The 24,706-nt window shown below is 59.3% G+C and carries 27 protein-coding genes; 22 read left to right on the top strand and 5 right to left on the bottom strand.

Annotation, left to right across the window (positions count from 1 at the left end; genetic code table 11):
- The first annotated feature begins 209 nt into the window (after nt 1–209).
- From QOL84_RS25445 to QOL84_RS25390, 12 genes are all read left to right on the top strand, one after another.
- Nucleotides 210–815, top strand: coding sequence for a DUF4823 domain-containing protein (locus QOL84_RS25445; RefSeq protein WP_129395017.1), 606 nt, complete (start codon nt 210–212; stop codon nt 813–815).
- Between the two features lie 16 nt (nt 816–831).
- Entirely contained in the window at nt 832–1,392 is a 561-nt protein-coding gene (locus tag QOL84_RS25440) for a DUF1285 domain-containing protein (protein ID WP_283438986.1), read from the top strand.
- Between the two features lie 136 nt (nt 1,393–1,528).
- Nucleotides 1,529–2,245: a FadR/GntR family transcriptional regulator gene (locus tag QOL84_RS25435; RefSeq protein ID WP_283438985.1), complete on the top strand. Its 717-nt coding sequence runs from the start codon at nt 1,529–1,531 to the stop codon at nt 2,243–2,245.
- Between the two features lie 131 nt (nt 2,246–2,376).
- On the top strand, nt 2,377–3,252 hold the full coding sequence (locus QOL84_RS25430) for an SMP-30/gluconolactonase/LRE family protein (RefSeq protein ID WP_283438984.1): 876 nt from the start codon (nt 2,377–2,379) through the stop codon (nt 3,250–3,252).
- Nucleotides 3,253–3,522: 270 nt separating this feature from the next.
- Nucleotides 3,523–4,341, top strand: a complete 819-nt coding sequence (locus QOL84_RS25425) for an SDR family oxidoreductase (RefSeq protein WP_283438983.1) — start codon at nt 3,523–3,525, stop codon at nt 4,339–4,341.
- Nucleotides 4,342–4,477: 136 nt separating this feature from the next.
- Nucleotides 4,478–5,482, top strand: coding sequence for a substrate-binding domain-containing protein (locus QOL84_RS25420; protein ID WP_283438982.1), 1,005 nt, complete (start codon nt 4,478–4,480; stop codon nt 5,480–5,482).
- A 53-nt stretch (nt 5,483–5,535) separates the two neighbouring features.
- On the top strand, nt 5,536–7,080 hold the full coding sequence (gene araG / locus QOL84_RS25415) for an L-arabinose ABC transporter ATP-binding protein AraG (RefSeq protein WP_283438981.1): 1,545 nt from the start codon (nt 5,536–5,538) through the stop codon (nt 7,078–7,080).
- Nucleotides 7,081–7,092: 12 nt separating this feature from the next.
- Nucleotides 7,093–8,061 carry an L-arabinose ABC transporter permease AraH gene (gene araH, locus QOL84_RS25410; protein ID WP_129395010.1) on the top strand — a complete coding sequence of 323 codons (969 nt, stop codon included), beginning with the start codon at nt 7,093–7,095 and terminating at the stop codon, nt 8,059–8,061.
- Between the two features lie 298 nt (nt 8,062–8,359).
- Complete coding sequence (locus tag QOL84_RS25405; protein ID WP_129395009.1) at nt 8,360–9,073, top strand: GntR family transcriptional regulator; 714 nt, start codon at nt 8,360–8,362, stop codon at nt 9,071–9,073.
- Entirely contained in the window at nt 9,070–10,068 is a 999-nt protein-coding gene (locus tag QOL84_RS25400; protein WP_283438980.1) for an ADP-ribosylglycohydrolase family protein, read from the top strand. The genes QOL84_RS25405 and QOL84_RS25400 overlap by 4 nt, the downstream gene beginning before the upstream one ends.
- Nucleotides 10,069–10,240: 172 nt before the next feature.
- Nucleotides 10,241–11,707, top strand: coding sequence for a purine-cytosine permease family protein (locus QOL84_RS25395; RefSeq protein ID WP_129395007.1), 1,467 nt, complete (start codon nt 10,241–10,243; stop codon nt 11,705–11,707).
- Nucleotides 11,700–12,629: a PfkB family carbohydrate kinase gene (locus QOL84_RS25390; protein ID WP_283438979.1), complete on the top strand. Its 930-nt coding sequence runs from the start codon at nt 11,700–11,702 to the stop codon at nt 12,627–12,629. The genes QOL84_RS25395 and QOL84_RS25390 overlap by 8 nt, the downstream gene beginning before the upstream one ends.
- A 141-nt stretch (nt 12,630–12,770) precedes the next feature.
- Here the strand turns inward: QOL84_RS25390 and QOL84_RS25385 are convergent, their stop codons facing one another.
- The 5 genes from QOL84_RS25385 to QOL84_RS25365 form a co-directional block, all read right to left on the bottom strand.
- Nucleotides 12,771–13,151, bottom strand: a complete 381-nt coding sequence (locus QOL84_RS25385) for a Rho termination factor N-terminal domain-containing protein (RefSeq protein ID WP_283438978.1) — start codon at nt 13,149–13,151, stop codon at nt 12,771–12,773.
- Nucleotides 13,152–13,292: 141 nt separating this feature from the next.
- Nucleotides 13,293–13,547, bottom strand: coding sequence for a hypothetical protein (locus QOL84_RS25380; RefSeq protein WP_129395005.1), 255 nt, complete (start codon nt 13,545–13,547; stop codon nt 13,293–13,295).
- A gap of 44 nt (nt 13,548–13,591) precedes the next feature.
- Nucleotides 13,592–13,933, bottom strand: coding sequence for a hypothetical protein (locus QOL84_RS25375; RefSeq protein ID WP_129395004.1), 342 nt, complete (start codon nt 13,931–13,933; stop codon nt 13,592–13,594).
- Nucleotides 13,934–14,015: 82 nt separating this feature from the next.
- Nucleotides 14,016–15,212 (bottom strand): MFS transporter, encoded by a 1,197-nt coding sequence (locus tag QOL84_RS25370; protein WP_283438977.1) that lies wholly within the window; start codon nt 15,210–15,212, stop codon nt 14,016–14,018.
- A 108-nt stretch (nt 15,213–15,320) separates the two neighbouring features.
- The gene (locus QOL84_RS25365; RefSeq protein ID WP_283438976.1) at nt 15,321–15,974 is read right to left on the bottom strand and encodes an HD domain-containing protein; all 654 of its coding nucleotides are present in this window, start codon (nt 15,972–15,974) and stop codon (nt 15,321–15,323) included.
- Between the two features lie 219 nt (nt 15,975–16,193).
- On the opposite strand from QOL84_RS25365, the gene QOL84_RS25360 reads away from it, so the two are divergent.
- The 10 genes from QOL84_RS25360 to QOL84_RS25315 all read left to right on the top strand — a co-directional run bounded on the left by QOL84_RS25360 (nt 16,194) and on the right by QOL84_RS25315 (nt 24,692).
- Nucleotides 16,194–16,673: a GNAT family N-acetyltransferase gene (locus tag QOL84_RS25360; RefSeq protein WP_053122551.1), complete on the top strand. Its 480-nt coding sequence runs from the start codon at nt 16,194–16,196 to the stop codon at nt 16,671–16,673.
- Nucleotides 16,674–16,832: 159 nt separating this feature from the next.
- A complete protein-coding gene (locus QOL84_RS25355; protein WP_283438975.1) occupies nt 16,833–17,495 on the top strand; it encodes a hypothetical protein in 663 nt (220 codons plus the stop codon).
- Nucleotides 17,492–17,986: a PAAR domain-containing protein gene (locus QOL84_RS25350; RefSeq protein ID WP_283438974.1), complete on the top strand. Its 495-nt coding sequence runs from the start codon at nt 17,492–17,494 to the stop codon at nt 17,984–17,986. The genes QOL84_RS25355 and QOL84_RS25350 overlap by 4 nt, the downstream gene beginning before the upstream one ends.
- 5 nt (nt 17,987–17,991) lie before the next feature.
- Entirely contained in the window at nt 17,992–18,729 is a 738-nt protein-coding gene (locus QOL84_RS25345) for an alpha/beta hydrolase (RefSeq protein WP_283438973.1), read from the top strand.
- A 3-nt stretch (nt 18,730–18,732) separates the two neighbouring features.
- Nucleotides 18,733–19,233, top strand: coding sequence for a hypothetical protein (locus QOL84_RS25340; RefSeq protein WP_283438972.1), 501 nt, complete (start codon nt 18,733–18,735; stop codon nt 19,231–19,233).
- 133 nt (nt 19,234–19,366) lie between these two features.
- Nucleotides 19,367–20,293 carry a hypothetical protein gene (locus QOL84_RS25335; RefSeq protein WP_283438971.1) on the top strand — a complete coding sequence of 309 codons (927 nt, stop codon included), beginning with the start codon at nt 19,367–19,369 and terminating at the stop codon, nt 20,291–20,293.
- A gap of 89 nt (nt 20,294–20,382) precedes the next feature.
- On the top strand, nt 20,383–21,372 hold the full coding sequence (locus tag QOL84_RS25330; protein WP_283438970.1) for a 2-dehydro-3-deoxygalactonokinase: 990 nt from the start codon (nt 20,383–20,385) through the stop codon (nt 21,370–21,372).
- A gap of 19 nt (nt 21,373–21,391) precedes the next feature.
- A complete protein-coding gene (locus tag QOL84_RS25325; protein ID WP_283438969.1) occupies nt 21,392–22,012 on the top strand; it encodes a 2-dehydro-3-deoxy-6-phosphogalactonate aldolase in 621 nt (206 codons plus the stop codon).
- Between the two features lie 45 nt (nt 22,013–22,057).
- Nucleotides 22,058–23,206 (top strand): galactonate dehydratase, encoded by a 1,149-nt coding sequence (gene dgoD / locus QOL84_RS25320; RefSeq protein ID WP_008085519.1) that lies wholly within the window; start codon nt 22,058–22,060, stop codon nt 23,204–23,206.
- 175 nt (nt 23,207–23,381) lie between these two features.
- The gene (locus QOL84_RS25315; protein ID WP_283438968.1) at nt 23,382–24,692 is read left to right on the top strand and encodes an MFS transporter; all 1,311 of its coding nucleotides are present in this window, start codon (nt 23,382–23,384) and stop codon (nt 24,690–24,692) included.
- Nucleotides 24,693–24,706: the final 14 nt, after the last annotated feature.

The following is a 24,706-nucleotide window of genomic DNA, read 5'->3' as shown; positions in this document are numbered from 1 at the left end:
CGCAGCGACCCCAAAAAACCTTTTCCAGCCCTGTCAGCACGACTGCATGCACCGGATTCACGACGGCTGCGCCGCCGAACGGGAGCAAGCTCCCTCGCCACAAAAGCTTCATTTCAAATTCGATACCTGCACATTTCTACGAGCTGGCGCAAAAGCTGCATCCAACGGCCATTCGCCGGTTTTCCGTCACCGGCCTCTGGAGGAATAGGATGCGTAGCCTGGTTTTGCTGCTGGCCGTTTTGGCGCTTGGCGGCTGTATGACTGTCAGTGATATGGCCGAGGGCACTCGCTACCAGATGAGCGATGCAGGGTTGCTGGACCATAGCGACAGCCGTCGCGTGAACAACTTCCGTATTCAGCCGGATTCGTTCATCTACATCGCCCAAGGCGCGTTCGCCCCGCCGGGCGGTTCTTACCCGCGTCCCAACGTAGTGGCCGAAGAAGCCTTCAAGGGTTTCGTCGAATACTTCCCGATGGTTCGCCGCGCCCGTGCGCCGGAAGGCCTCGATCAGGCGATGGGCGAAGCCCGCGATGCCGGTGCGCATTATCTGCTGTACACCCGTTTCGCCAAGGCTGACGACCGTATCGGCAACTCCGATGAGTGGCTCGATCAGGAGGCGGTTGATCGTCTCGGTATCGACGGCGGGGTGATTCAGATCATGTTGATCGAGACCAGCACCCAGTATTTGATTGATACTGCACGGATCAAGAGTCGTGGCGGTTTACTGACGTTCCACGACAGCAAACCCGAAGACCTGATCGGCCCGCCGCTGGCGCAATACGCGCGCAGTCTGCTGGGGATCGGCGACCAGTAATTTCAAGGAGTACGCCATGAGTGGCCCGCAAAAAGCCAATGACCTGTTGGGACAGATCCCGAAAACCAAAGGCTTGCCGCCAGTGCACTTGTGGAACCCGGACTTCTGCGGCGACATCGACATGCGCATCGCCCGCGACGGCACCTGGTATTACCTGGGCACGCCGATCGGACGCAAGCCGATGGTCAAGTTGTTCTCGACGATCATGCGCCGCGATGGCGATGACTATTTCCTGATCACACCGGTCGAGAAGGTTGGAATCAAGGTTGACGATGCGCCGTTTGTGGCGGTTGCCGTCGAGGTCGAAGGCGAGGGGGAGACGCAGTTGTTGCGCTTTACCACCAACGTTGAAGAAACCGCCGAAGCCGGGCCTGAGCATCCGATCCGCGTCGAGATCGATCCGGCGACACAAGAGCCTGCGCCCTACGTGCATGTGCGCAGCAACCTTGAAGCGCTGATTCACCGCAATGTCTTCTACCAACTGGTGGAGCTGGCGGTCAGTCGTGAAATTGATGGCCAGCGCTGGTTGGGCGTGTGGAGCGGCGGCGAGTTCTTCCGCATTGGCCTCGAACCTTAAAAGATCGCAGCCTTCGGCAGCTCCTACATGGCGTATACCGGTAGGAGCTGCCGAAGGCTGCGATCTTTTTTGTCGTTGACACCCAATCATATGATGATTAGCTTGATCACCCATCGCGTTCCGCTTTGAGGTGTTCATGTCCAGCAGCTTTCATGCATCCACGGTCGACTGGCTCGGCAGCTGGATCGCCGCCGGCCAGGTCAAACCGGGGCAGACCATCAAGGTCGAAGCCGACCTCGGTGAACAGCTCGGGGTGAGCCGCACCGTCATCCGTGAAGCGATCAAAACCCTCGTTGCCAAAGGCATGCTCGAAGTCGGGCCGAAAGTCGGCACCCGCGTGCTGCCGGTGCGGCGCTGGAACCTGTTCGATCCGCAAGTCGTCGGTTGGCTGTCGCGCAACGGTTTGCCGGAGAACTTCGTCGATGACTTGCTCGACCTGCGTCGCACCATCGAGCCGATGGCCGTGCGCTGGGCCTGTGAGCGGGCAACCCTCGAACAGATCGAAGCGGTGCAACTGGCTTACAACGCCCTTGAGCGCGCCGTCGACAGCGGCATCGATTACAACCGCGCGGATCAGGCCTTCCACGAATGCATTCTCGCCGCGAGCCACAATCAATTCATCGAACAAATGGTCCCGGCGCTCGGCGCATTGCTCGCGGTGTCGTTCGAAGTCTCTGCCGCCGACCCGGATGAACTGCGCCGCACGTTGCCGATCCACAAAGACATGGCCGACGCCATCGTCGCCCGCGATTCCGCTCGCGGCGTGTGGGCGTGCATGACCCTGATCGACAACGCAGACCTGGCGATCAAACGTTTCTACCCGAAAGTCATGGCCGACAAAAAAGCCAGCTGAACACACAGATCTCTGTAGGAGTGAGCCTGCTCGCGATAGCGTCGTATCAGGCAAAGTCGCTTCGACTGACCCACCGCGATCGCGAGCAGGCTCACTCCTACAGTAAAAACAAGAACAATGGAGACAGTGATATGACGTGGACCGCCCTGACCCAACACCGCGCCCAACTCGGTGAAGGCCCGTTCTGGGACGCGCCGACCCAGGCGCTGTACTGGGTTGATATCGCCGGCAAGCAGGCCCTGCGCCTGATCGGCCAGAACGTGCAGATCTGGCAGATGCCCGAGCACGTTTCCGCGTTCATCCCCTGCGCCGGCGGCGATGCACTGGTGACCCTGAGCAGCGGCGTCTACCGCCTCGACCTCGACTCTCCCGGCCTCGAACCGCGCCTGACGTTGTTCTGCGTCGCCGACCCGCAACCCGGCAACCGTCCGAACGAAGCGCGTTGCGATGGCCAAGGTTGCCTGTGGCTCGGCACCATGCAAAACAACATTGGCGAAAACGGCGAGGATCTGCCGATCACTCGCCGCTCTGGGGGCCTGTTCCGGGTTGATCCGGACAAGCGCGTCACGCCATTACTGCGCGGCCTGGGCATCCCTAACACGCTGTTGTGGAGCGACGACGGCACCACGCTGCTGTTCGGCGACAGCCTCGACAGCACGCTGCACCGTTATTTCATTCACACCGATGGCAATCTCGATGCTGCACAAGTCTGGTACGGCCCCGATCAGCAGGGTGGTCCGGACGGTTCGGCGATGGACGCCGAGGGCTATATCTGGAATGCGCGCTGGGATGGCAGTTGCCTGCTACGGCTGACGCCTGACGGTAAGGTCGATCGCAAAATCGACCTGCCGATCAGTCGCCCGACCAGTTGTGTTTTCGGCGGTGAGGACTTGAAAACCCTGTACATCACCAGCGCCAAGAGTCCGCATGAGCATCCGCTCGACGGTGCAGTGCTGTCGATGCGCGTCGATGTGCCAGGAAAGCTCTGCACACGCTTTGCCGGATAATCCCAAAATATGGGATGCAAAATTATATATTGAGATTATTTGGCGGTCGGGTTTATAGTCGGCTCCAGCAGTAACACGCACTCACACTTAAAAAGAACAAAACAGGTGAAGTGATGCAGCGAATCTCTATCGCACTCCCGTGTGGAGTCCGCGTCTCGCAACAGCCCCAGGCTGTCGGTCGCGCCTGCCTGTTTTGTTTCAAACGCCTGCCAGACCGGACATCGTCAGATGCCCGGTTTTTTTGTGCCTGCGAAACAGGAGTCCAGATCCATGGCTGAACCTCTTTCCCTGCCGCCGGTGCCCGCACCGCCGAAGGGCGAGCGTCTGAAAAACAAGGTGGTATTGCTGACCGGCGCTGCGCAAGGCATCGGTGAAGCGATCGTTGCTGCGTTCGCCTCGCAGCAAGCGAAATTGGTGATCAGCGATATCCAGGCCGAAAAGGTTGAACAGGTTGCCGCGCATTGGCGCGGGCAGGGCTTTGATGTGCAGGCGCTGAAGGCGGATGTCTCGCGTCAGCACGATCTGCACGCCATGGCCAAACGCGCCGTCGAGTTGCACGGGCGCATCGACGTGCTGGTCAACTGCGCCGGGGTCAACGTATTCCGTGATCCGTTGCAAATGACTGATGAAGACTGGCATCGCTGTTTTGCCATCGACCTCGATGGCGCCTGGTTTGGCTGCAAAGCGGTGCTGCCGCAGATGATCGAGCAGGGCGTTGGCAGCATCATCAACATCGCTTCGACCCATTCCAGCCACATTATCCCCGGCTGCTTTCCGTACCCGGTGGCCAAGCACGGTTTGCTCGGCCTGACCCGCGCGCTCGGGATTGAGTACGCCGCCAAGGGCATTCGCGTCAACGCCATCGCGCCGGGCTATATCGAAACGCAACTGAACGTCGACTACTGGAACGGCTTCGCCGACCCGCACGCTGAGCGCCAGCGCGCCTTCGATCTGCACCCGCCGAAGCGTATCGGCCAGCCGCTCGAAGTGGCGATGACTGCGGTGTTTCTGGCCAGCGACGAAGCACCGTTCATCAACGCGTCATGCATCACCATCGATGGTGGTCGCTCGGTGATGTACCACGACTGAGCGCAGCGGCTTTCATGCGGATCAATCCGCTTGAAATCCAATCATCATACGATATGACTATTTTCAACAGGCTTCGCAGGAACACGCTTTAACGCTTTTCAAACATTGCTCAAAAAAAATAACAAGGAGTCAGCTTATGAAACGTCGTTTCGGGATTCGTACCCTGTGCACTACCGCCCTGGCGGTCACTGCATTCAGCCTGAGCAGTTCGCTGCTCGCTGCCGACACCGTGAAGATCGGTTTTCTGGTCAAACAGGCGGAAGAACCGTGGTTCCAGACCGAGTGGGCCTTCGCCGAGAAAGCCGCCAAGGACAAGGGCTTCGAACTGATCAAGATCGCCGTGCCGGATGGCGAGAAAACCCTCTCGGCCATCGACAGCCTCGCCGCCAACGGCGCCAAGGGTTTCGTGATCTGCCCGCCGGACGTGTCGCTCGGCCCGGCAATCATGGCCAAAGCCAAACTCAATGACCTGAAAGTGATTGCCGTCGACGACCGTTTCGTCGACGCCAACGGCAAGTTCATGGAAGACGTGCCGTACCTCGGCATGGCTGCGTTCGAAGTTGGCCAGAAGCAGGGCAACGCGATGGTTGCCGAAGCGAAGAAGCGTAACTGGGACTGGAAAGACACTTACGCTGTGGTCAACACCTACAACGAACTCGACACCGGCAAGAAGCGCACCGACGGCTCGGTGAAATCCCTTGAAGACGCCGGCCTGCCGAAAGACCACATCCTCTTCGCTGCGCTGAAAACCCTCGACGTACCGGGCAGCATGGACGCCACCAACTCGGCACTGGTGAAACTGCCGAGCGCGGCGAAAAACCTGATCATCGGCGGCATGAACGACAACACCGTACTCGGCGGCGTACGCGCCACCGAAGCCGCCGGTTTTGCTGCGGCCAATGTGATCGGCATCGGCATCAACGGCACCGACGCCATCGGCGAACTGAAAAAGCCTAACAGCGGCTTCTTCGGCTCGATGCTGCCAAGCCCGCACATCGAGGGCTACAACACCGCGAGCATGATGTTCGAGTGGGTCACCACCGGCAAAGAACCGCCGAAGTACACCGCAATGGACGACGTCACCCTGATCACCCGCGAGAACTTCAAGCAAGAGCTGGAAAAAATCGGCTTGTGGAACTGATGCAGCGACGGCCCGGGCAGCCGGGCCGTTTTTCGGTGTGAAGAGGTGGCTTTATGCACGCGCAAGTACAGACACAACAACACAGCTCCAGCGGCAGCCTGCGCTTCAACGGGATCGGTAAAACCTTTCCTGGGGTGAAGGCGCTGGACGCCATCAGCTTCGTCGCGCATCCGGGCCAGGTTCATGCCTTGATGGGCGAGAACGGCGCCGGCAAATCAACCCTGCTGAAAATCCTCGGTGGCGCTTACATTCCGAGCAGCGGTGAGTTGCAGATCGGCGAGCAGACCATGGCGTTCAAGTCGACCGCCGACAGCATTGGCAGCGGCGTCGCGGTGATCCACCAGGAGCTGCATCTGGTGCCGGAAATGACCGTCGCCGAAAACCTGTTTCTCGGCCACCTGCCGGCCAGATTCGGTCTGATCAATCGCGGCGCACTGCGCCAGCAAGCGTTGAATTGCCTGAAAGGCCTGGCCGACGAAATCGATCCGCAGACCAAGGTCGGACGCCTGTCTCTCGGTCAGCGGCAATTGGTGGAAATCGCCAAGGCTCTTTCGCGTGGCGCTCATGTCATCGCTTTCGACGAACCGACCAGCAGCCTCTCGGCCCGCGAAATCGACCGTTTGATGGCGATCATCGGCCGCCTGCGCGACGAGGGTAAAGTGGTGCTCTACGTCTCGCACCGAATGGAAGAAGTGTTCCGCATTTGTGACGCGGTGACGGTGTTCAAGGACGGTCGCTACGTGCGCACCTTCGACGACATGAGCCAGTTGAGCCACGATCAACTGGTGACCTGCATGGTCGGCCGCGACATTCAGGACATTTACGATTACCGCCATCGCCCACGCGGCGCCGTGGCGCTGAAGGTCGACGGGTTGCTCGGCCCGGGCCTGCGTGAGCCGATCAGTTTCGAAGCGCACAAAGGTGAAATCCTTGGCCTGTTCGGACTGGTCGGGGCAGGGCGCACCGAGCTGTTTCGCCTGCTCAGCGGACTGGAACGTCACAGTGCCGGACGCCTTGAACTGCGCGGCCACGAACTGAAGCTGCGCTCTCCGCGTGACGCGATTGCCGCCGGGATTCTGCTGTGTCCGGAGGATCGCAAGAAGGAAGGCATCATCCCGCTGGCCAGCGTTGCCGAGAACATCAATATCAGTGCGCGCGGGGCCAATTCCGGTCTCGGTTGCCTGCTGCGCGGCATCTGGGAAAAGGGCAACGCCGACAGGCAAATCAAAGCGCTGAAAGTGAAAACGCCGCACGCCGGTCAGCAGATCAAATTCCTCTCTGGCGGCAATCAGCAGAAGGCCATTCTCGGCCGCTGGCTGTCGATGCCGATGAAGGTCTTGCTGCTCGACGAACCAACGCGCGGCATCGACATCGGCGCCAAGGCCGAGATCTACCAGATCATCCATAACCTCGCCGCCGAGGGCATTTCGGTGATCGTGGTGTCTAGCGACCTGATGGAAGTAATGGGCATTTCCGACCGCATTCTGGTGCTCTGCGAAGGCGCCCTGCGCGGCGAAATCAGCCGTGACCAGGCCAATGAATCCAACCTGCTGCAAATGGCTTTGCCGCGCCACCGCGCTGACGGCGTGGCGAACTGAGAGGTGACTATGATGACAACCCAGAAAGAAACCCTGCCGACCGAGCGCAAACCACTGGACATGCGCCGCTTCCTCGATGACTGGGTGATGTTGCTCGCGGCGATCGGCATCTTCATTGCCTGCACGCTGCTGATCGACAACTTCCTTTCGCCGCTGAACATGCGCGGTCTGGGCCTGGCGATTTCCACTACCGGGATTGCCGCGTGCACGATGCTGTACTGCCTCGCGTCGGGGCATTTCGACTTGTCGGTGGGTTCGGTGATTGCCTGCGCCGGCGTGGTCGCAGCCGTAGTGATGCGTGACACCAATAGCGTGTTTCTCGGTGTGTGCGCGGCGCTGGTGATGGGCCTGATTGTCGGGTTGATCAATGGCATTGTGATTGCCAAGTTGCGGGTCAATGCGTTGATCACGACGTTGGCGACCATGCAGATCGTTCGCGGTCTGGCGTACATTTTTGCCAACGGCAAAGCGGTGGGCGTGTCGCAGGAATCGTTCTTCGTCTTCGGTAACGGCCAGTTGTTCGGCGTGCCGGTACCGATCCTGATCACCATTGTCTGCTTTCTGTTTTTCGGCTGGCTGCTGAATTACACCACCTATGGGCGCAACACCATGGCCATCGGTGGCAACCAGGAAGCCGCGTTGCTGGCGGGCGTGAACGTTGATCGCACCAAGATCATTATCTTTGCGGTGCACGGTGTGATTGGCGCGTTGGCCGGGGTGATTCTGGCGTCGCGGATGACCTCGGGGCAGCCAATGATTGGCCAGGGTTTTGAGCTGACGGTGATCTCGGCTTGCGTGTTAGGCGGGGTATCGTTGAGCGGCGGGATTGGCATGATTCGGCATGTGATTGCCGGGGTGTTGATTCTGGCGATCATCGAGAATGCGATGAACCTGAAGAATATTGATACCTTCTACCAGTACGTGATTCGCGGGTCGATTCTGTTGCTGGCGGTGGTCATCGACCGCCTCAAACAACGCTGAGATCAAGAGCCCCTCACCCCAGCCCTCTCCCGGAGGGAGAGGGGGCCGACCGAGGTGTCTTGCTTCCTGCATCGACCTGGAAGACCGGGTCGATTATGGATTCGGCAAAGCACTTTCGAGTCGATTGTGGATTCGGTGAAGCACTTTCAGGTCGATGTATATCCCAAATATCCCCCATTCAGTCCCCTCTCCCTCCGGGAGAGGGCTAGGGTGAGGGTGCTGTTGATCTTCCCGCCTTCCGTCCGATCCCCCAAATTTTCCTTGCTCGCCCGCGTGTGTTTCGGTTATCACTTTGTACATGATTAGACAGGTACGATTTGACAAGAAACAACGGGTGGTCGACGAACTCGTCCGGCGCATCGAGAGCGGCCTCATGGAGGACGGCTTTCTGTTGCCCGGCGAGCATCAGTTGGCTCAAGAATTCAACGTCAGCCGTGGCACGTTGCGCGAAGCATTGGCCGAACTGAAGCGGCGAAAATACATCGCCACGCAAAGCGGAGTCGGCTCGATCGTCACGTTTGACGGTGTCGCCCTCGATCAACGCAGCGGCTGGGCGCAGGCGCTGGCCGACAGCGGCGCGATGATCAACACCGAAGTGTTGCGCCTGGAAGCCGTGACCCGGCCCGACTTGCTGTCGCGTTTTGGCACCGACCAATTCATCACCCTCGACCGCCGTCGCCGCTCCACCGAAGGCACGCTGGTGTCCCTTGAACGTTCTTTGATGCCGGCGACCGGCGGCCTGGAAAGCCTGCCGCGCGTCGGTCTGATCGACAATTCCCTGACCATCACCCTGGCCGCTTACGGCTATATCGGCGAGCGCGGTGATCAATGGATCGGCGCCGAGCCGTTGAACGCCATCGACGCTGAACTGCTCGGACGTCCGGAAGGCACGGTGTTCCTCAAAGCCTTGCGCACCACTTACGACCGGCAGAACCGTTTCATGGAACAGGTTGAAAGCCTGCTCGACCCGGTGCATTTCCGTCTGCACCTGCAATTTGGAGAATCGAAATGACCCCGCTCAACCGTGCCCTCGGTGCGTTTTATGGCCTGGCCCTCGGTGATGCGCTGGGCATGCCGACGCAATCGCTGAATCGCGAAACCATCAAGGTTCGTTTCGGCAAGATCACCGATCTGCAGGACGCCGGTCCCTTGCAACCGATCGCCGCGAACATGCCCAAAGGCTCGATCACCGATGACACCGAACAGGCGATTCTGGTCGGCAAGTTGCTGGTCGAAGGCCAGGGCCGCATCGAACCGGCGATCCTCGCGCAACGCCTGATCGAGTGGGAAGCCGCGATGCAGGCCAAGGGCTCGCAGGATTTGCTCGGGCCGTCGACCAAGCGTGCCATCGAAATGATCCTCGCCGGCCATTCGCCGGAAGAGGCCGGGCGCTACGGCACCACCAACGGCGCGGCAATGCGCATCACACCGGTAGGTATCGCGGCAGACGTGGCCGAACCGCAGCGTTTTATTGCGGCGGTGGTGCAGGCCTGTCAGGTGACTCACAACACCACGTTGGGCATTTCCAGCGCGGCGGCGGTGGCGGCGGTGGTGTCCGCCGGTATCAACGGCGTGGACCTGGGCGAGGCGTTGAACCTCGGTCAGCAAATCGCTCAGCAAGCGGAAGCGCACGGTCACTGGGTCGCCGGTGGGCGCATCGGTTCGCGCATCAGTTGGGCGCGCAGCATCAGTGTCGACAGCGACAAAGCGCTGCTCGCAGATTTGCTCTACGACGTCATCGGTACTTCGGTGGCGTCGCAGGAGTCGGTGGTGGTCTCGTTCGCACTGGCGCAGCAAGTGGCGATCGGTGAGATGAGCGCGTTCGAGGCGTTGTGCATGGCGGCAAGCCTGGGTGGCGACACTGACACCATCGCGGCGATTCTCGGGGCAATGCTCGGGGCCTGCCTGGGGCTTGAGTGTTGGCCTGCCGAGATGATCGAGACAGTCAAAACCGTCAATGATCTGGAGCTGGAACCCCTTGTGAAAGGACTCCTCACCCTGCGCTGAGGACACCCATGTGTTGGAGCTGCCGAAGGCTGCGATCTGTTGATCTTCAGCAGACTTCGGGGCGCCACAAAATCAAGATCAAAAGATCGCAGCCTGTGGCAACTCCTACAGGGGAGAGGTGCAGGTTAATGAATTGCCCATAAACACAAGAATGGCAACAGGAGCATTTTTCATGAGTTCAGCAAACGCCGGGCAAAGCGCCGGGCAACTGGAAACCCGTGGCATCGAACCGGTGCCGGAAGCCGAGTGCAACGGTCATCCGCTGCAATTGTTCTGGGTCTGGTTCGCCGCCAACATTTCCATTCTCGGTCTGCCGCTGGGCGCCACGCTGGTCGCGTTTCGCGGGCTGGCGATCTGGCAGGCGATCATTGTCGCGATCATCGGCGCGGCGGGTTCGTTTGCGGTGGTCGGGATCATCTCGATTGCCGGCCGTCGTGGCCGTGCGCCGAGCCTGACGTTGTCGCGAGCGATCTTCGGCGTGCGCGGCAATATCGGCCCGACCCTGGTCTCGCTGATGTCGCGTCTCGGTTGGGAAACGGTCAACACCACCACCGCTGCATTCGTGCTGTTGTCGTTGTGCTCGATCCTGTTCGGTTCGCCGGTTGAAGCGAAAAGTGCGCCGGTGCTGACGCTGATCTTCATCGCGATTTTCGTGCTGCTGACCCTGTCCGTCTCCGGCCTCGGCCACGCGACGCTGCTGGTGATCCAGAAGTGGGCGACCTACGTGTTCGGCGCGCTGAACCTTCTGGTCGGCGGCTTCCTCTGCGCCACCATCGACTGGAGCGCGGTGTTCAACGCCACGCCCGCGCCGATGAGCGCAATGATCATCGGCATCGGCACCATGGCCGCCGGCACCGGCATCGGTTGGGCCAACGCTGGCGCTGACATGTCGCGCTATCAGCATCGCAGCGTCAAAGCCGTGCGCCTGGTTGCTTCAGCGGCATTCGGCGCGGGCATACCACTGGTGTTACTGATCACCCTCGGCGGACTGCTGTCGGTGGGCAACAACGATCTCGCTTCGGCGACTGATCCGATCGTGGCGATTCGCGACATGCTGCCAACCTGGATGGCGGTGCCGTACCTGATCACCGCGTTCGGTGGCCTGCTGCTGTCGAACAACCTGTCGGTGTACTCCGCCGGATTGACGACATTGACGCTGGGCCTGAAGGTCAAACGCGTCTACGCGGTGGTGGTCGATATCGTCGCGATCTTCGCTGGCTCGATCTACTTCATGCTGATCGCCGACAGCTTCTATGGCCCGTTCATCACGTTTATTTCCCTGCTCGCGGTGCCGATTACCGCGTGGGTCGGGATCTTCATCGTCGACCTGATTCACCGTCACTACTACAGCCCGAAAGACCTGCTCGACGTCAGCCCGAGCAGCGCCTACTGGTATCGCGGCGGCATCGAGTGGCGTGCATTCGGTGCGTGGGCGATTGCCATCGTGCTCGGTTTCAGTTTCACCACCATCGGCACCACGGCGCAAAACGTCTGGTTCAAAGGCTTCCTGTCCGACTCGTGGCTTGGACACAACGGCCTCGGCTGGATCGTGACCTTCGTGGTGGCCGGTGGCATTTACTTCGTCCTCGGCGGGGCGAAAGATCGCCGCGCCGCGCAAACCGAGAATGCTCATGCCTAAGATGTTGCACACCGGCCAGGTCATTATCGACCTGGTCATGGCCGTGGAAAAACTGCCGCAGATTGGCGGCGATGTGCTCGCGCAATCGGCGGGTTTCGAAGCCGGTGGCGGTTTCAACGTGATGGCGGCGGCGGTGCGTAATGGCTTGCCGGTGGTGTATCTCGGTCGGCATGGCAGCGGGCGTTTCGGCGATCTGGCGCGGGAGGCGATGAATGTTGAAGGCATTCACATCGGCATCGGTGAACCGGCGTCGCGTGACACCGGTTTGTGCGTAGCGCTGACGGATGCCTCGGCCGAGCGCAGTTTCATTTCCTACATCGGTGCTGAAGGTGAAGTGACCGAGGAGGATTTGAACAGTGTCGCGGCCGAGGCGGGCGATTACGTTTATCTCAGCGGCTACAGCCTGCTGCACGCAGGCAAGGCGCAGGCGCTGCTCGACTGGACGCTGGCGCTGCCGGACTCGATCAACGTGGTGTTCGATCCGGGCCCGTTGGTGGAATCACCGGATTCGCCGATGATGCAGGCGCTGCTGCCGCGCATCGATGTGTGGACCAGCAACAGTGTTGAAGCGCTGCGGTTTACCGGTGCTGAAGACATCGCGGTGGCGCTGGATCGACTCGCGGAGCATCTGCCCAAAGAGGTGCTGATGGTGGTGCGTGACGGGCCGCAGGGCTGCTGGATTGATCAGCACGACGAGCGTCGGCATGTGCCGGGGTTTGCCGTGAAAGCACTGGACAGCAATGGTGCTGGCGATGCGCATGCCGGGGTGTTTGTCGCCGGGTTGGCGCAGGGCTTGACGGCGTACGAAGCAGCGCGGCGGGCGAATGCGGCGGCGGCTTTGGCGGTGACGCGCTGGGGGCCGGCGAGCTCGCCGGGGGCGGCTGAGGTGGATGCGTTTATCCGCGAGTCCGGCGGCGTCTGATTTATAGCAATCGCCGGCAAGCCAGATCCCACATTGAATCTGTGTCGCACCTAAACCCAATGTAGGAGCTGCCGAAGGCTGCGATCTGTTGATCTTCAACGTCAAAAGATCGCAGCCTTCGGCAGCTCCTACAGGGGGATTTCAGCTAGCCTTGCGCAACGCTTCGATCAACTCTTGTTTGCGCATCGAAGACCGCCCGGGAATCTTTTTATCCCGCGCCTCCTTCATTAAACTGTCGACCGTCTGCGTATCCCGCGAAGCTTTGCTGTTGCGCGTATGCCCCTTGCGACTGGCCACCGCGCGCCGTGATGATTCCTGGCGGTCTTCGGACTTGGCGCTCGCCGGTTTTTTGCGCCCGGAACCTCCGGCCTTGTCGCCGCCGCCCGATTGTTTGTTGACCGTCGCCCAGGCCCGCGCCTCGGCTTCATCTTTCGACACGCCCTTTTTCTCGTAGCTGTCTTCGATGTGTTCAGCCTTGCGTTTCTGCTCGGCGGTGTATTTGTCTTTGCTTCCACGAGGCATGGGATTTCTCCTTGCATCGGTATCTGATTTTCAATGCAGGAGCTGCCGAAGGCTGCGATCTTTTGATTTTAAAGATCAACAGATCGCAGCCTGCGGCAGCTCCTACATGATTACGATCACACGATCACACGATCACATTGCTCAGCTATCGAGTTTTCGCGCCGCTTCAACTCCGGCCGCGCTGAGCTTGATCGGCAGGTTCAACGAGTGTTCGCCGGCCTCGTTGCAGGTCACATGACCGTGGTGAATCAGTCCGCGATCCTGCAAAGCGGCGAGGGCGCTGGCCACGAGCTTTTCGCCCCGGTAATTGTCCAGCACCTCCTTGCCCAGTCCACTTGGGTGGGCGTGCAGCAGGCGGGTGAGGACTTCTTTTTCCAGGTTTTTATCGACGTTCATGGTTACCTCTTCATGGATGTGAATAGGACGCTCGCGTCGGCGAACTACTGCCCGGAACCTTCGGATCCGGAGCCACCGGTGGTGGTTTTCGAGCCGATGCCGGGGCCAGCGTTGTCTGGCGTTGCCGGGGCGTCGGGGGTGTTCATCCCGCCCTGGCGGCCCGGATCACTGCCCTGGGTGCGCGGATCAGTACCGGTGGCGGGCGGCTGATTGATCAAGGGCACGCCGGAGCCATCGGTATTCATACCGGGAGCACTGTTGATGGCGGGCGCGCGGGGCGGGGTTGGATCGGTAGGGCCGGTGCCCGCAGCGGTGGCGGATGCTGCGAAAACCGCAGGGCAGAGCAGGGCGCTGAATACGAAAGCGGTCAACCTTGACGAGATCATAGGGCTTCTCCAGTGATTGGAATCCTTACCTGTCGTTGGTCTGCCCGGTGATCGGATTGGTGCCTGATGAACGACGAACGGTCTAGAGCGCCGTCGCCGGTTTGAGGTTAAGTCGACGCCAGAGCAGACGACCCACGGTGATCAGCCAGTTCGCCAGCGCCACGGCCAATACCGTGAGCAGCAGCGTCGCCATGCCCTGTTCAACGATGATTTTCCCGGCCAGCAACGGAAAGCCGAACACGCCGATAAAATACGCGAGACTGAACAGCAGCAATGCCTGCGAAGTGGTGCCGGTTGGTGCTTCATTGGCGGCGAGGCCATTGATCACCGAATACGTTAGGCCATAACCGACACCGAGCATCAGCGCCGCCAGCAGGTAGGTGAATCCGCTGTGCACACCGAAGGCGAACAGCACGATGGCGGCGAGCATCAATCCCGACAACAGGCACGATGCACGCAGCGGATCCCGCTTGACCACATAGCCTGCGATCAACATACGGCTGCTGATGGCCGCGCTCATGAAACCCAGGAAGAACAACGAATAATCCAGCGAGCGGGCGGCGGCGTAGCTTGTTTGAAAGCTCGACAGACCACCAAACACGCACCCACCGAGACCGACCATGATGATCGGGAACACCGCGCGTGAGCCGAGTACTTGCGTGGTCGCTTGCCAGCTGATTTTCGCGGCTGATGTCGCTTGGGTACTTTGCAATCGCGCGCCGAGACGCCAGAACAGCAGCACACCGATCAGGCTCGCCAGCGCCGCCAGATAGAACGCCGATGTCACCGGCAAGCCCAACGCGCTGGCTGCGCGCCCGAGCAATGGACCGCTGCCGATTCCAGTCATCATGCTGCCGGAGAGCAAGGCATAATATTTCGCGCGCTGCGCCGGGGTCACCAGACTGGCGACGATGATCGGCCCCAAGGTGTAGAAAACACCCCAGCCCAAACCCAGCAGCAATCCAAACAACAGCAGCAGAGGACCAAACCCCGGCGTCATCGCAAAACCCAGGCTCGCCGCCACCAGCAGCAGCCCGAACAGCGCAATCGAACGCGCTGCGCCGAGCATGTCGGACAAGTGCCCGGACACCAGCACCGCCGCAAACGTACTGACCATCGCCGCCGAAATCACGCTGCCAGCATCGTGTTCATTGCCGCCGCGTGAACCGATCAACAGCGACAGCAAAAACGTTGAGCCATACGACAGCGACAACAGATAACTGGCGAGGCAGAACAGGCCGAACAGCTTGCCTGAGACCTGGGGCGTTGCTTGCGACATGACGCGGTTCCTTGACCGGAAAAATGAGCGTCATCTGTTTAACACGTCGCCTGCGCGGGTTAGGTCTGAGGTTGGCGAAGTCAGCTTCAGCACTGACCGGAGTAACGCTCAGACGCTGCCGATTTCTTCCATGAATTGCTCCATGAAACCTTTCAGGCGCTGGTGCCGAATTTGCGCCAGACGCTGGCCGGCAGCGGTCTGGAAACCGTCGGCGAGGTGCAGCAGTTTGGTCTGGAAATGATCGAGGCAAAAACGCTTGTCGTCGTAGTCGCGTTGCTGCGCTTGGGGATCCTGCGGGTCGTACAGCGCCGAGCCCATGCGCCCGGCAATGTAGAACGTGCGCGCGACACCGAGCATGCCCAGCGAGTCGAGACGGTCGGCGTCCTGGACGATTTTCGCTTCGAGGGTGAGCGGGCTGATGTTGGCGGAGAAGCTGTGCGCTTCGATAGCGTGGGTGACGGCGGCGATTCTTTCGCTGGGCCAATGGATCTCCGCGAGCACCGCCGCCGCTTTTTCTGCCGCCAGACGTGAGGCGTGTGCACGCAGTGGCGAGTTTTTCTCGACGGCCACGCAGTCGTGCAGCAGGACGGCTGCGAGCAACACCTCAAGATCGCCGCCTTCTTCTTCGTGCAACGTGCGCACGTTGTGCCAGACCCGCTGCAAATGCGCGAGGTCGTGCGCACCGTCGTCCGATATTTCCAGAGCGTGGGGCAGTAACTCGGCGGCGAGTGAAATCAGTGGTGCGAAAGCAGCATCGTTCATAAGCATCCTTACTGGCTGTCGTAGATTTTCAGTTGATGATACTTCTGTGGTGAGGGGATTTATCCCCGTTGGGGCGCGAAGCGGCCCTAAAAAATGGGACTGCTGCGCAGTCCAACGGGGATAAATCCCCTCGCCACAGGGTTCCTCATCAGGTTTGGAGTGTGACGAGCGCCGCCCACGGCCTTAGTATGGCGTTTTCCTTTTCCGACAAGGCCCGTCATGACGATCGAAATCCGCCCGGCGACCCCCAGCGATGCCCCGCAAATCCTCGCTTTCATCACTGAACTCGCCGATTTCGAAAAGGCCCGCCACGAAGTTATCGCCAGCGTCGCCGACATCGAGCGCAGCCTGTTCGGCGAAGGCGCCACCGCCCACGGCCTGATTTGTTTGCGCGATGGTTTGCCGATCGGTTTCGCGGTGTTTTTCTTCAGCTACTCGACCTGGCTCGGCAGCAACTGCCTGTACCTTGAAGACCTCTACATCACCCCCGAACAACGCGGCGGCGGCGCCGGCAAAACCCTGCTGCGCCACCTGGCGAAAATCGCCTGCGACAACGACTGCGGCCGCTTCGAATGGAGCGTGCTCGACTGGAACACGCCGGCCATCGATTTCTACAAATCCCTCGGTGCGCAACCCCAAGAGGAATGGGTGCGCTACCGCATGGATGGCAAGGTTCTCCGCGAGTTCGCCGAGGGCTGAAAACAATGATGGCAATCCAATGCTAATTCGATTGTCGCCAGCGCTCTAGTCCGGCATTCTACGCGCCATTTTTGCGCGCTCATGGATGACACCTGCAATGCCTCTGGCACAACTTCTCCACGCCCGTGGAGCCTTCGCTGCGTCAACGAGTGACCAGCGATGAGCGGACTACGGGCGTCAATGCGTTTGTATGGCCTGGTGAAAAATTCAGGCTCGAGCGACAACCCCCAGCGCCAACCGGTCGACATTCTCTGCACCGTCAATCGTACGGGCGGCACAGCCATTCGTGCGTTCGTGTCACGCCTCGATGCCGAGTTGATGACGCGCAGTGCCGGTCTCGACGATTACCGCGTGATACCGCTGCGCACCTTCGACCCGACGGCGTTTATCGGAGCTCATCAAGGCTGCCTGATGCTGCACATCTGCTGTGGTTTCGTTGCCCCCGCCGGACATTCATTGCTCAAGGACGGCGGGTTGATGCCGATGGGCTGGTATGCCTATTCCGAGATTGGTCACTGGACGGCCGAACATCATCTGGACCTCGGTTCACAAATGGCGAATCTGCTGCAATCGACTTACGAGCGTAATCACCTGCGCAACTACAACGCCTGGCTCAACGAACTCGACGACGCTTCGCCGGCCGAACTGGCCTGGCAAACCGACGAAGCCTGGCGACACCTGCAAACCGCCGCATCCCCCGACAGCCGTGAACACCGCCACGCCCTGTTCGACCCCGTCGACAACCGCTGGCGCTTCGCCGTAACCGACATCGATATCCATCAGCCACACCCGGAATCCCCGAAGCAAGGAGCTTTGAATTGAGTGGTAAACCCGCTGCACGCGTCACCGACCCGACCGCCTGCCCGTTGCCAGGCCATGGTACCAACCCGATCGTCTCCGGCTCGCCCGACGTCTTCTTCGATGGCCTCGCGGCTGCGCGCATGACCGATAAATCGGCGTGCGGCAGCCCGATTACCGGGGCAGTCTCCGGTACCGTTTTCATCAACGGCTTGAATGCCGCAATGCTCGACAGTACCGGCGGCCACGGCAATGTCGTGGTCGGTGGTTCGGGGACGGTGATAATCGGCCAGAGTGGCGGAGGCGCGGCGTTTAGCGGGTTGTTGCCGATGCCGGTGCATTTTACAGACAGGTTGCAAGTAGTGAATGAGGCAAGTGGAGAGCCTGTGCCTTATCACCCCTATACGATTCAGCGCGGTAACGGCAGTGAAGAACATGGCGTTACCGATGCGTCGGGATTTACGCATACCGTCAGCTCGCATTTACCCGAAACTATTAAATTATTTGTTGAGTAACTGATATGGCAGGAGAGAATGCGGCAAGCCTGGAACCTTTGGCTAAAAGAGACGCGGGGAGCGTTGAATTAACCAAGCCAGAAGATAAGTGCGCCAAAATCATTGCGATCAGCATGAAGAAAGTCTTCATTTTGTTTGTCGGTGGTGCGGGAGACCAGGAAAGTTACTACCTCAGTGGGCCGAACTGGAACGTGAGTCATGTTCGAACTAAAGTAGAGGCTGATGCTGCAGCGCTATGCTATTTGTCGAAGTGCAACATGAAAGCACTGGCTTATAATAAATTCCTGACCGATGAGGACCTGGCCAAAAATGTATTGGTTGAAGTCCCTGATAAATCCACGCCTGTTTATATCATAGGACACAGTTTGGGTGGTTGGAACGGAGCACACCTCTCCAGTGTTTTGATCGATAAGGGTTACAAGGTCAAAATGCTGATAACGATAGATCCCGTGGGGCAGGGAAAGATCGTATATGGTATTTCAACCATTTACAGGCGAAAACCTGAGCCAAAGGCGGAGTTCTGGGTAAATATCCGTGCGGATAAAATCAAGAATCGAGACATATCCGATACTGTCGCGGACTTTGGTGAGCAATGGGAAATAACTTCAGGTCCTGATGTCAGTGGCCGAGTTGATGTCAATCACGCAGATGCGGATATCATGTTCGATAAAAAACTGGATGGCGGTAAGTCCGCTCGCCAGCTGTTGGCAGACTCTATACTTGGCTATCTAAGGGAGAAATAGACGTTGAATAGATTTTTGTTAGTGCTTGCCCTATTGCTTTGTTGCTCATGTTCCTCGAATCATGGCCGGCCAATTGCCACTCTTGATTACAGAGCGGTTTCACTTAGCTCGAGCGGAAGTTCGTTCTTCATCGGTTTCTCAAGTCATACCGATTTGTTGGAGTTGTTCCAGTCTAAAATTGGCGAGGAACTGGTTTGTACCTTGGGCGCTGATCTGGATTTTTCTATAGGTCATTATCAGAAACTCTACGGCAACGGTATCGTTGAGGTGAGTGAAAACCCGTCGAAAGGAAAGTATATCGCCAAAGTTATTTTTAAAGAGACCGGAGAAGTGCAGGGTAAGGAGCGTATTCTTGATGGTAATGGGTTGCGCGGAGCTTTAACGGCGAATGATTTCGTTGTGTGCACATTCAGAGTGCATACGACAAAATATAAAACCTACTTTTCGGAACTCATGCGTATTCCTTCCGAAGATTTTTTAAAAGAACTCGATGGCCTGGAGTGATGAGTCAGTTGTTTTGTGCTTTGGCTAAATAAGCCGAATTATTGTTCCAGGATCAAGCTTTATATTGGGCGGGTGATCTTGAATATTCATTTCAACAGTTGCAGCCGTGTGTGATTCAGGAGGAACACCGCTAATGGATCGCAAAATCTACAAGGTTTTATTGATTGCCGGTTTTTTATTGTGTTCATCTTGCCTGCACCTCAATGTCCCACCCGCCAGGCTTGAGTTTGTCTCGATCACTCACGAGATATCTTCCTCTTACGACCTGCGTTTCACCTCCGACCGAAACCTCATCGACCTCTATGAAGATCATGGTCGAAGAGGGCAGATTGGCACCTGGATCCACTGCTCGTTGAACGGTGACCCAGACTTTTCCATCGAACATGAAATCGTTCTGGAAGCCTCGGGAATCGTCAGCGGTATGCGCTTGATCGAAGGCGATCGTCGCTATGAGATGTTCGCGAATATCAGTGTCGAGAATCACGCCGTCAATGACGGCCGTAATCACATTCGACCGGTTGAGTTGGTGCAGATCCTCAAGCCGCAGGAATACATTCCGTGCAAGGTGGTGATCACCGCGTTCCCGTTCGTGGCGTATTACTCGAAAGTCATGTACATGCCCACGTCGCGGTTCATTGCTGCGATAGAAAATCCTCGCGTGGCGCCCGCGCGTATTTCGCTTAAACAGTCCGACCGACCGAGGTCGTTGCTGCCTTTTGCCTCAGTGTGCATCGTGCGCTGGCGCTATGACCTGGCGCTGGGATATGAACAGATTGACAGTCTCGGACTCTGTAGCGACGTACCCTATGCCGGCATGCTGGCCTCGTTTGCGCCGAACAACACGAAGCTGAAGGTTGTTTCAGGTTCAGCGGAAAACCCGGCGCCCTTCGCGGCGTACACCATTATTCGCGCTGACGGACGCCGGGAGCCCGGAGTAACTGACGACAAGGGCCGCACACATGAGGTGGGATTCAGCGAGTACGAAACAGTGAGGATCCTGATCAACAACAATCTGGATGTCGTTCAGCGTTGGACAAAATGGACTGACACAGTCCCATAATATGGGATGCAAAATTACATATTGAGATTTCCCATCTGAGAGGTCTATAGTCCGTCGCACTCACTGCCAAAAACAAAACAGGTGAAGCGATGCTGGCGCAATTGATCGCGCTCGATTGGGGGACGACCTCATTACGTGCTTACAAACTCGCGGCGGACGGTGTGGTGCTGGAGCAGCGCGCGCTGTCGTCCGGGATCATGCAGTTGCCCAAGGCCGCGCGAATCATCAACGGTCGCGAATGCACCGATGGTTTTGAATTGGCCTTCGATGAAGCGTGCGGCGACTGGCTCGAGGCGCAGCCGGATCTCCCGGTGATCGCTTGCGGCATGGTCGGCAGTGCGCAGGGCTGGCGTGAAGCGGCCTATTGCGAGACGCCGGCAGATGTCGCCAATCTCGGAAACTCCCTACAAACAATTGTCAGTCTGCGCGGCACCGTGGTGCATATCGTGCCAGGCGTGATTCAGCGCTCGACGCTGCCGAACGTGATGCGTGGCGAAGAAACCCAGGTGCTTGGCGTCCTGCAGAGTCTGCCGGTCGAGGCGGGCAATGATCTGCTGATCGGGCTGCCGGGCAGTCACTCCAAGTGGGTGAACGTGGTCGATGGCTGCATCACTCACTTCGATACGTTCATGACCGGCGAAGTGTTCGCCGTGCTCAGTGAGCACAGCATTCTCGGCCGTACCCTGAAGCAAGGCGCAGCGTTCGATGCTCAGGCGTTTGACCGTGGCGTGCAGGTTGCGCAGTCGGCGGACGGCGAACTCGGCGTGCTGTCGACCTTGTTCAGCGTCCGCACCCTGGGCCTGACCGGCGAACTCAGCCCGACGGCGCAGGCAGATTATCTGTCCGGTCTGATGATCGGCCATGAACTGGTGGCGCTCGCCACGGTTCAGCGACGTCGCCGCAACAACCGCAATCTCCCTTCGATCATCCTCATCGGCAACGCGCAACTCTGTGCGCGCTACAGCCGTGTCCTCGATGTCTATGGATTCGCCGACGTGACGCTGGCCGAGCAGGCCACCGAGCGTGGTCTGTGGCAACTGGCGCTGGCCGCCGGACTGATCGATTCCTCATCCCGTTAACCCTGACTGGAGGCCTGACATGCTCAAGCAAGCACTGGCGCAAAACGGTCTGATCGCGATTCTGCGTGGCCTGCATCCGCAGGAAGCCGCCGCTGTCGGAGAAGTCCTGTACGCGGCCGGATTTCGCGTCATCGAAGTACCGCTCAATTCCCCTTCGCCGTACGAAAGTATCCGCATCCTGCGCAAGACGCTGCCCGCCGATTGCTTGATCGGTGCGGGCACGGTGTTGACCCCGGAACAGGTCGACTTGGTGAAAGACGCCGGTGGCCAGGTGATCGTCATGCCGCACAGCGACGCCAAGGTCTTGCGCGCGGCAAAAGCGGCGGGGCTGTATTTATCGCCGGGTGTCGCCACGCCGACGGAAGCCTTCGCGGCGCTGGAGGAGGGCGCGGACATTCTCAAGCTGTTCCCGGCCGAGCAGATGGGCCCAGCGGTCGTCAAAGCCTGGCTTGCGGTGTTGCCGTCCGGGACGGTGCTGGCGCCGGTTGGCGGCATCACGCCGGACAACATGCAGGCGTTTATCGACGCCGGTGTGAAAGGTTTCGGTCTCGGTTCTGGCCTGTTCAAGCCGGGCATGACGCCGGAGCAAGTGGCGGTGAATGCCAAGGCCTACGTGGCCGCGTGGAAGGCCCTTCGCTAAGACTTTTTGGCGCTGCGTGCGCTACATCTATAAGAGAGATAAAAGATGAAAATCACCAAACTCACCACCTTCATCGTACCGCCGCGCTGGTGCTTCCTCAAGGTCGAAACCGATGAGGGCGTGACGGGTTGGGGCGAGCCTGTGGTCGAGGGCCGCGCGCACACTGTCGCCGCTGCCGTCGAAGAATTGTCCGACTACCTGATCGGCAAAGACCCGCGCAATATCGAAGACATCTGGACCGTGCTGTATCGCGGCGGTTTCTACCGTGGCGGTGCGATCCACATGAGTGCGCTGGCCGGCATCGATCAAGCGCTGTGGGACATCAAGGGCAAGGCGCTGGGTGTGTCGGTGAGTGATCTGCTGGGTGGCCAGGTGCGCGACAAGATTCGCGTGTATTCGTGGATCGGTGGCGACCGTCCGGCCGACACCGCGCGTGCGGCGAAGGAAGCGGTGAGCCGTGGTTTCACCGCGGTGAAAATGAACGGCACGGAAGAGCTGCAATTCCTCGATACCTTTGAAAAAGTCGATCTGGCGCTGGCCAACGTTGCCGCCGTGCGTGACGCGGTCGGGCCGAACGTCGGCATCGGCGTCGACTTCCATGGCCGCGTGCACAAGCCAATGGCCAAGGTGCTGATGAAGGAACTCGATCCGTACAAACTGATGTTCATCGAAGAACCGGTGCTCAGCGAAAACTACGAAGCGCTGAAAGAACTGGCACCGCTGACCAGCACGCCGATTGCCCTCGGCGAGCGCCTGTTCTCGCGTTGGGACTTTAAACGCGTGTTGAGCGAAGGCTACGTCGACATCATCCAGCCGGATGCCTCGCACGCCGGCGGCATCACCGAAACCCGCAAGATCGCCAACATGGCCGAGGCCTACGACGTGGCGCTGGCGCTACATTGCCCGCTGGGGCCGATTGCGCTGGCGGCGTGTTTGCAGCTGGACGCGGTTTGTTACAACGCGTTTATCCAGGAGCAAAGCCTGGGCATCCATTACAACGAGAGCAATGACTTGCTCGACTACGTGAAGGATCCACGGGTGTTCGATTACGACAAAGGTTTCGTGAAGATTCCGAACGGGCCGGGGCTGGGTATCGAGATCAACGAGGAATACGTGATTGAACGTGCGGCGGTCGGGCACCGCTGGCGCAACCCGATCTGGCGCCATGCCGATGGCAGCTTTGCCGAGTGGTGAGTCCTGCCTGACACACCCGATGAGATCGCTCCCACGCTCTGCGTCGGAATGCCTCAATGGACGCTCTGCGTCCGCTTTTGGGGACGCGGAGCGTCCCGGGCTGCATTCCCACGCAGAGCGTGGGAACGATCAGGCCTCAGGCCGACCTCAATAAACATAAAAAGAGGCTCTCCCCATGCAATCGCAAACCCTCACCGGGCAGGCGTCTTTAGTCACGCCCAGCCGCAAGCGGTTTTTCATCATGGTGCTGCTGTTCATCACCGTGGTCATCAACTACCTCGACCGCAGCAACCTGTCGATTGCCGCGCCGGCCCTGACCAGTGAGCTGGGTATCGATCCGATTCACGTCGGCCTGATCTTCTCAGCGTTCGGCTGGACCTACGCCGCCATGCAAATTCCCGGCGGCTGGCTGGTCGATCGCGTGCCGCCGCGCATCCTTTACAGTGTCGCGCTCCTGCTGTGGTCGATTGCCACGGTGATGCTCGGTTTCGCTGCCAGTTTCATCGCGTTGTTCGTGTTGCGCATGGCGGTCGGCGCGCTCGAAGCACCGGCGTATCCGATCAACAGCCGCGTGGTGACGACTTGGTTTCCCGAGCGCGAGCGCGCCACGGCCATTGGTTTCTACACCTCGGGGCAGTTCGTCGGTCTGGCATTCCTGACCCCGGTACTCGCTTGGCTGCAACACGAATTCGGCTGGCACATGGTGTTCGTCGCTACCGGCGCAGTCGGCATCATTTGGGCGGCGATCTGGTACGCGGTGTATCGCGAGCCACGGGATTTCAAAGGCGCCAACGACGCCGAAATCGACCTGATCCGCGAGGGCGGTGGTCTGGTCGATATTCAGCAGGAGACCGCCAGGGTCAAGGCCAGATTCAGCTGGACCGACCTCGGTATCGTCCTGACCAAACGCAAGTTGTGGGGCATCTACCTCGGCCAGTTTTGCCTGAATTCGACGCTGTGGTTTTTCCTCACGTGGTTCCCGACTTATCTGGTGAAATATCGCGGCATGGACTTCATCAAGTCCGGCCTGCTGGCGTCGTTGCCGTTTTTGGCCGCGTTCATCGGCGTGCTGTGTTCGGGATTCTTTTCCGACTTTTTGATTCGGCGCGGCTGCACCGTCGGGTTTGCGCGCAAGTTACCAATCATTGGCGGGCTGCTGATTTCCACTTCCATCATCGGCGCGAATTTCGTTGAGTCGACGCCGTTGGTGATTGCCTTCCTGGCGCTGGCGTTCTTCGGCAACGGCCTGGCCTCGATCACTTGGTCGCTGGTCTCGACGTTGGCGCCGGCACGCTTGCTCGGGCTGACCGGCGGGGTGTTCAACTTCATCGGTAACTTGTCGGCGATTGCCACGCCGATCGTGATCGGCTTCCTTGCCAGCGGCGATTCGTTCGCGCCGGCGATCACCTATATCGCGGTTCTCGCATTGATCGGTGCATTGTCCTACGTGCTGCTGGTCGGCAAGGTCGAGCGCATCGAGTTGTAGTGGTCTGCGTCGGG

This window comes from Pseudomonas helmanticensis (assembly GCF_900182985.1).
Taxonomy (GTDB): domain Bacteria; phylum Pseudomonadota; class Gammaproteobacteria; order Pseudomonadales; family Pseudomonadaceae; genus Aquipseudomonas; species Aquipseudomonas helmanticensis.
The sequence above is the reverse complement of the archived record's forward strand: the minus strand, read 5'-3'. Positions and strand labels throughout refer to the sequence as shown.

Bases quoted from the DNA above. Each gene is read 5' to 3' on its own strand.
- QOL84_RS25360 (WP_053122551.1), top strand. From the start codon at position 16,194: ATGACGATCGAAATCCGCCCGGCGACCCCCAGCGATGCCCCGCAAATC.
- QOL84_RS25405 (WP_129395009.1), top strand. From the start codon at position 8,360: ATGATTAGACAGGTACGATTTGACAAGAAACAACGGGTGGTCGACGAA.
- QOL84_RS25330 (WP_283438970.1), top strand. From the start codon at position 20,383: ATGCTGGCGCAATTGATCGCGCTCGATTGGGGGACGACCTCATTACGT.
- QOL84_RS25335 (WP_283438971.1), top strand. From the start codon at position 19,367: ATGGATCGCAAAATCTACAAGGTTTTATTGATTGCCGGTTTTTTATTG.
- araG (WP_283438981.1), top strand. From the start codon at position 5,536: ATGCACGCGCAAGTACAGACACAACAACACAGCTCCAGCGGCAGCCTG.
- QOL84_RS25390 (WP_283438979.1), top strand. From the start codon at position 11,700: ATGCCTAAGATGTTGCACACCGGCCAGGTCATTATCGACCTGGTCATG.
- QOL84_RS25380 (WP_129395005.1), bottom strand. From the start codon at position 13,547: ATGAACGTCGATAAAAACCTGGAAAAAGAAGTCCTCACCCGCCTGCTG.
- QOL84_RS25355 (WP_283438975.1), top strand. From the start codon at position 16,833: ATGAGCGGACTACGGGCGTCAATGCGTTTGTATGGCCTGGTGAAAAAT.
- QOL84_RS25365 (WP_283438976.1), bottom strand. From the start codon at position 15,974: ATGAACGATGCTGCTTTCGCACCACTGATTTCACTCGCCGCCGAGTTA.
- QOL84_RS25325 (WP_283438969.1), top strand. From the start codon at position 21,392: ATGCTCAAGCAAGCACTGGCGCAAAACGGTCTGATCGCGATTCTGCGT.
- QOL84_RS25440 (WP_283438986.1), top strand. From the start codon at position 832: ATGAGTGGCCCGCAAAAAGCCAATGACCTGTTGGGACAGATCCCGAAA.
- QOL84_RS25395 (WP_129395007.1), top strand. From the start codon at position 10,241: ATGAGTTCAGCAAACGCCGGGCAAAGCGCCGGGCAACTGGAAACCCGT.
- QOL84_RS25430 (WP_283438984.1), top strand. From the start codon at position 2,377: ATGACGTGGACCGCCCTGACCCAACACCGCGCCCAACTCGGTGAAGGC.
- QOL84_RS25345 (WP_283438973.1), top strand. From the start codon at position 17,992: ATGGCAGGAGAGAATGCGGCAAGCCTGGAACCTTTGGCTAAAAGAGAC.
- QOL84_RS25400 (WP_283438980.1), top strand. From the start codon at position 9,070: ATGACCCCGCTCAACCGTGCCCTCGGTGCGTTTTATGGCCTGGCCCTC.
- araH (WP_129395010.1), top strand. From the start codon at position 7,093: ATGACAACCCAGAAAGAAACCCTGCCGACCGAGCGCAAACCACTGGAC.
- dgoD (WP_008085519.1), top strand. From the start codon at position 22,058: ATGAAAATCACCAAACTCACCACCTTCATCGTACCGCCGCGCTGGTGC.
- QOL84_RS25435 (WP_283438985.1), top strand. From the start codon at position 1,529: ATGTCCAGCAGCTTTCATGCATCCACGGTCGACTGGCTCGGCAGCTGG.
- QOL84_RS25445 (WP_129395017.1), top strand. From the start codon at position 210: ATGCGTAGCCTGGTTTTGCTGCTGGCCGTTTTGGCGCTTGGCGGCTGT.
- QOL84_RS25425 (WP_283438983.1), top strand. From the start codon at position 3,523: ATGGCTGAACCTCTTTCCCTGCCGCCGGTGCCCGCACCGCCGAAGGGC.
- QOL84_RS25385 (WP_283438978.1), bottom strand. From the start codon at position 13,151: ATGCCTCGTGGAAGCAAAGACAAATACACCGCCGAGCAGAAACGCAAG.
- QOL84_RS25375 (WP_129395004.1), bottom strand. From the start codon at position 13,933: ATGATCTCGTCAAGGTTGACCGCTTTCGTATTCAGCGCCCTGCTCTGC.
- QOL84_RS25315 (WP_283438968.1), top strand. From the start codon at position 23,382: ATGCAATCGCAAACCCTCACCGGGCAGGCGTCTTTAGTCACGCCCAGC.
- QOL84_RS25420 (WP_283438982.1), top strand. From the start codon at position 4,478: ATGAAACGTCGTTTCGGGATTCGTACCCTGTGCACTACCGCCCTGGCG.
- QOL84_RS25370 (WP_283438977.1), bottom strand. From the start codon at position 15,212: ATGTCGCAAGCAACGCCCCAGGTCTCAGGCAAGCTGTTCGGCCTGTTC.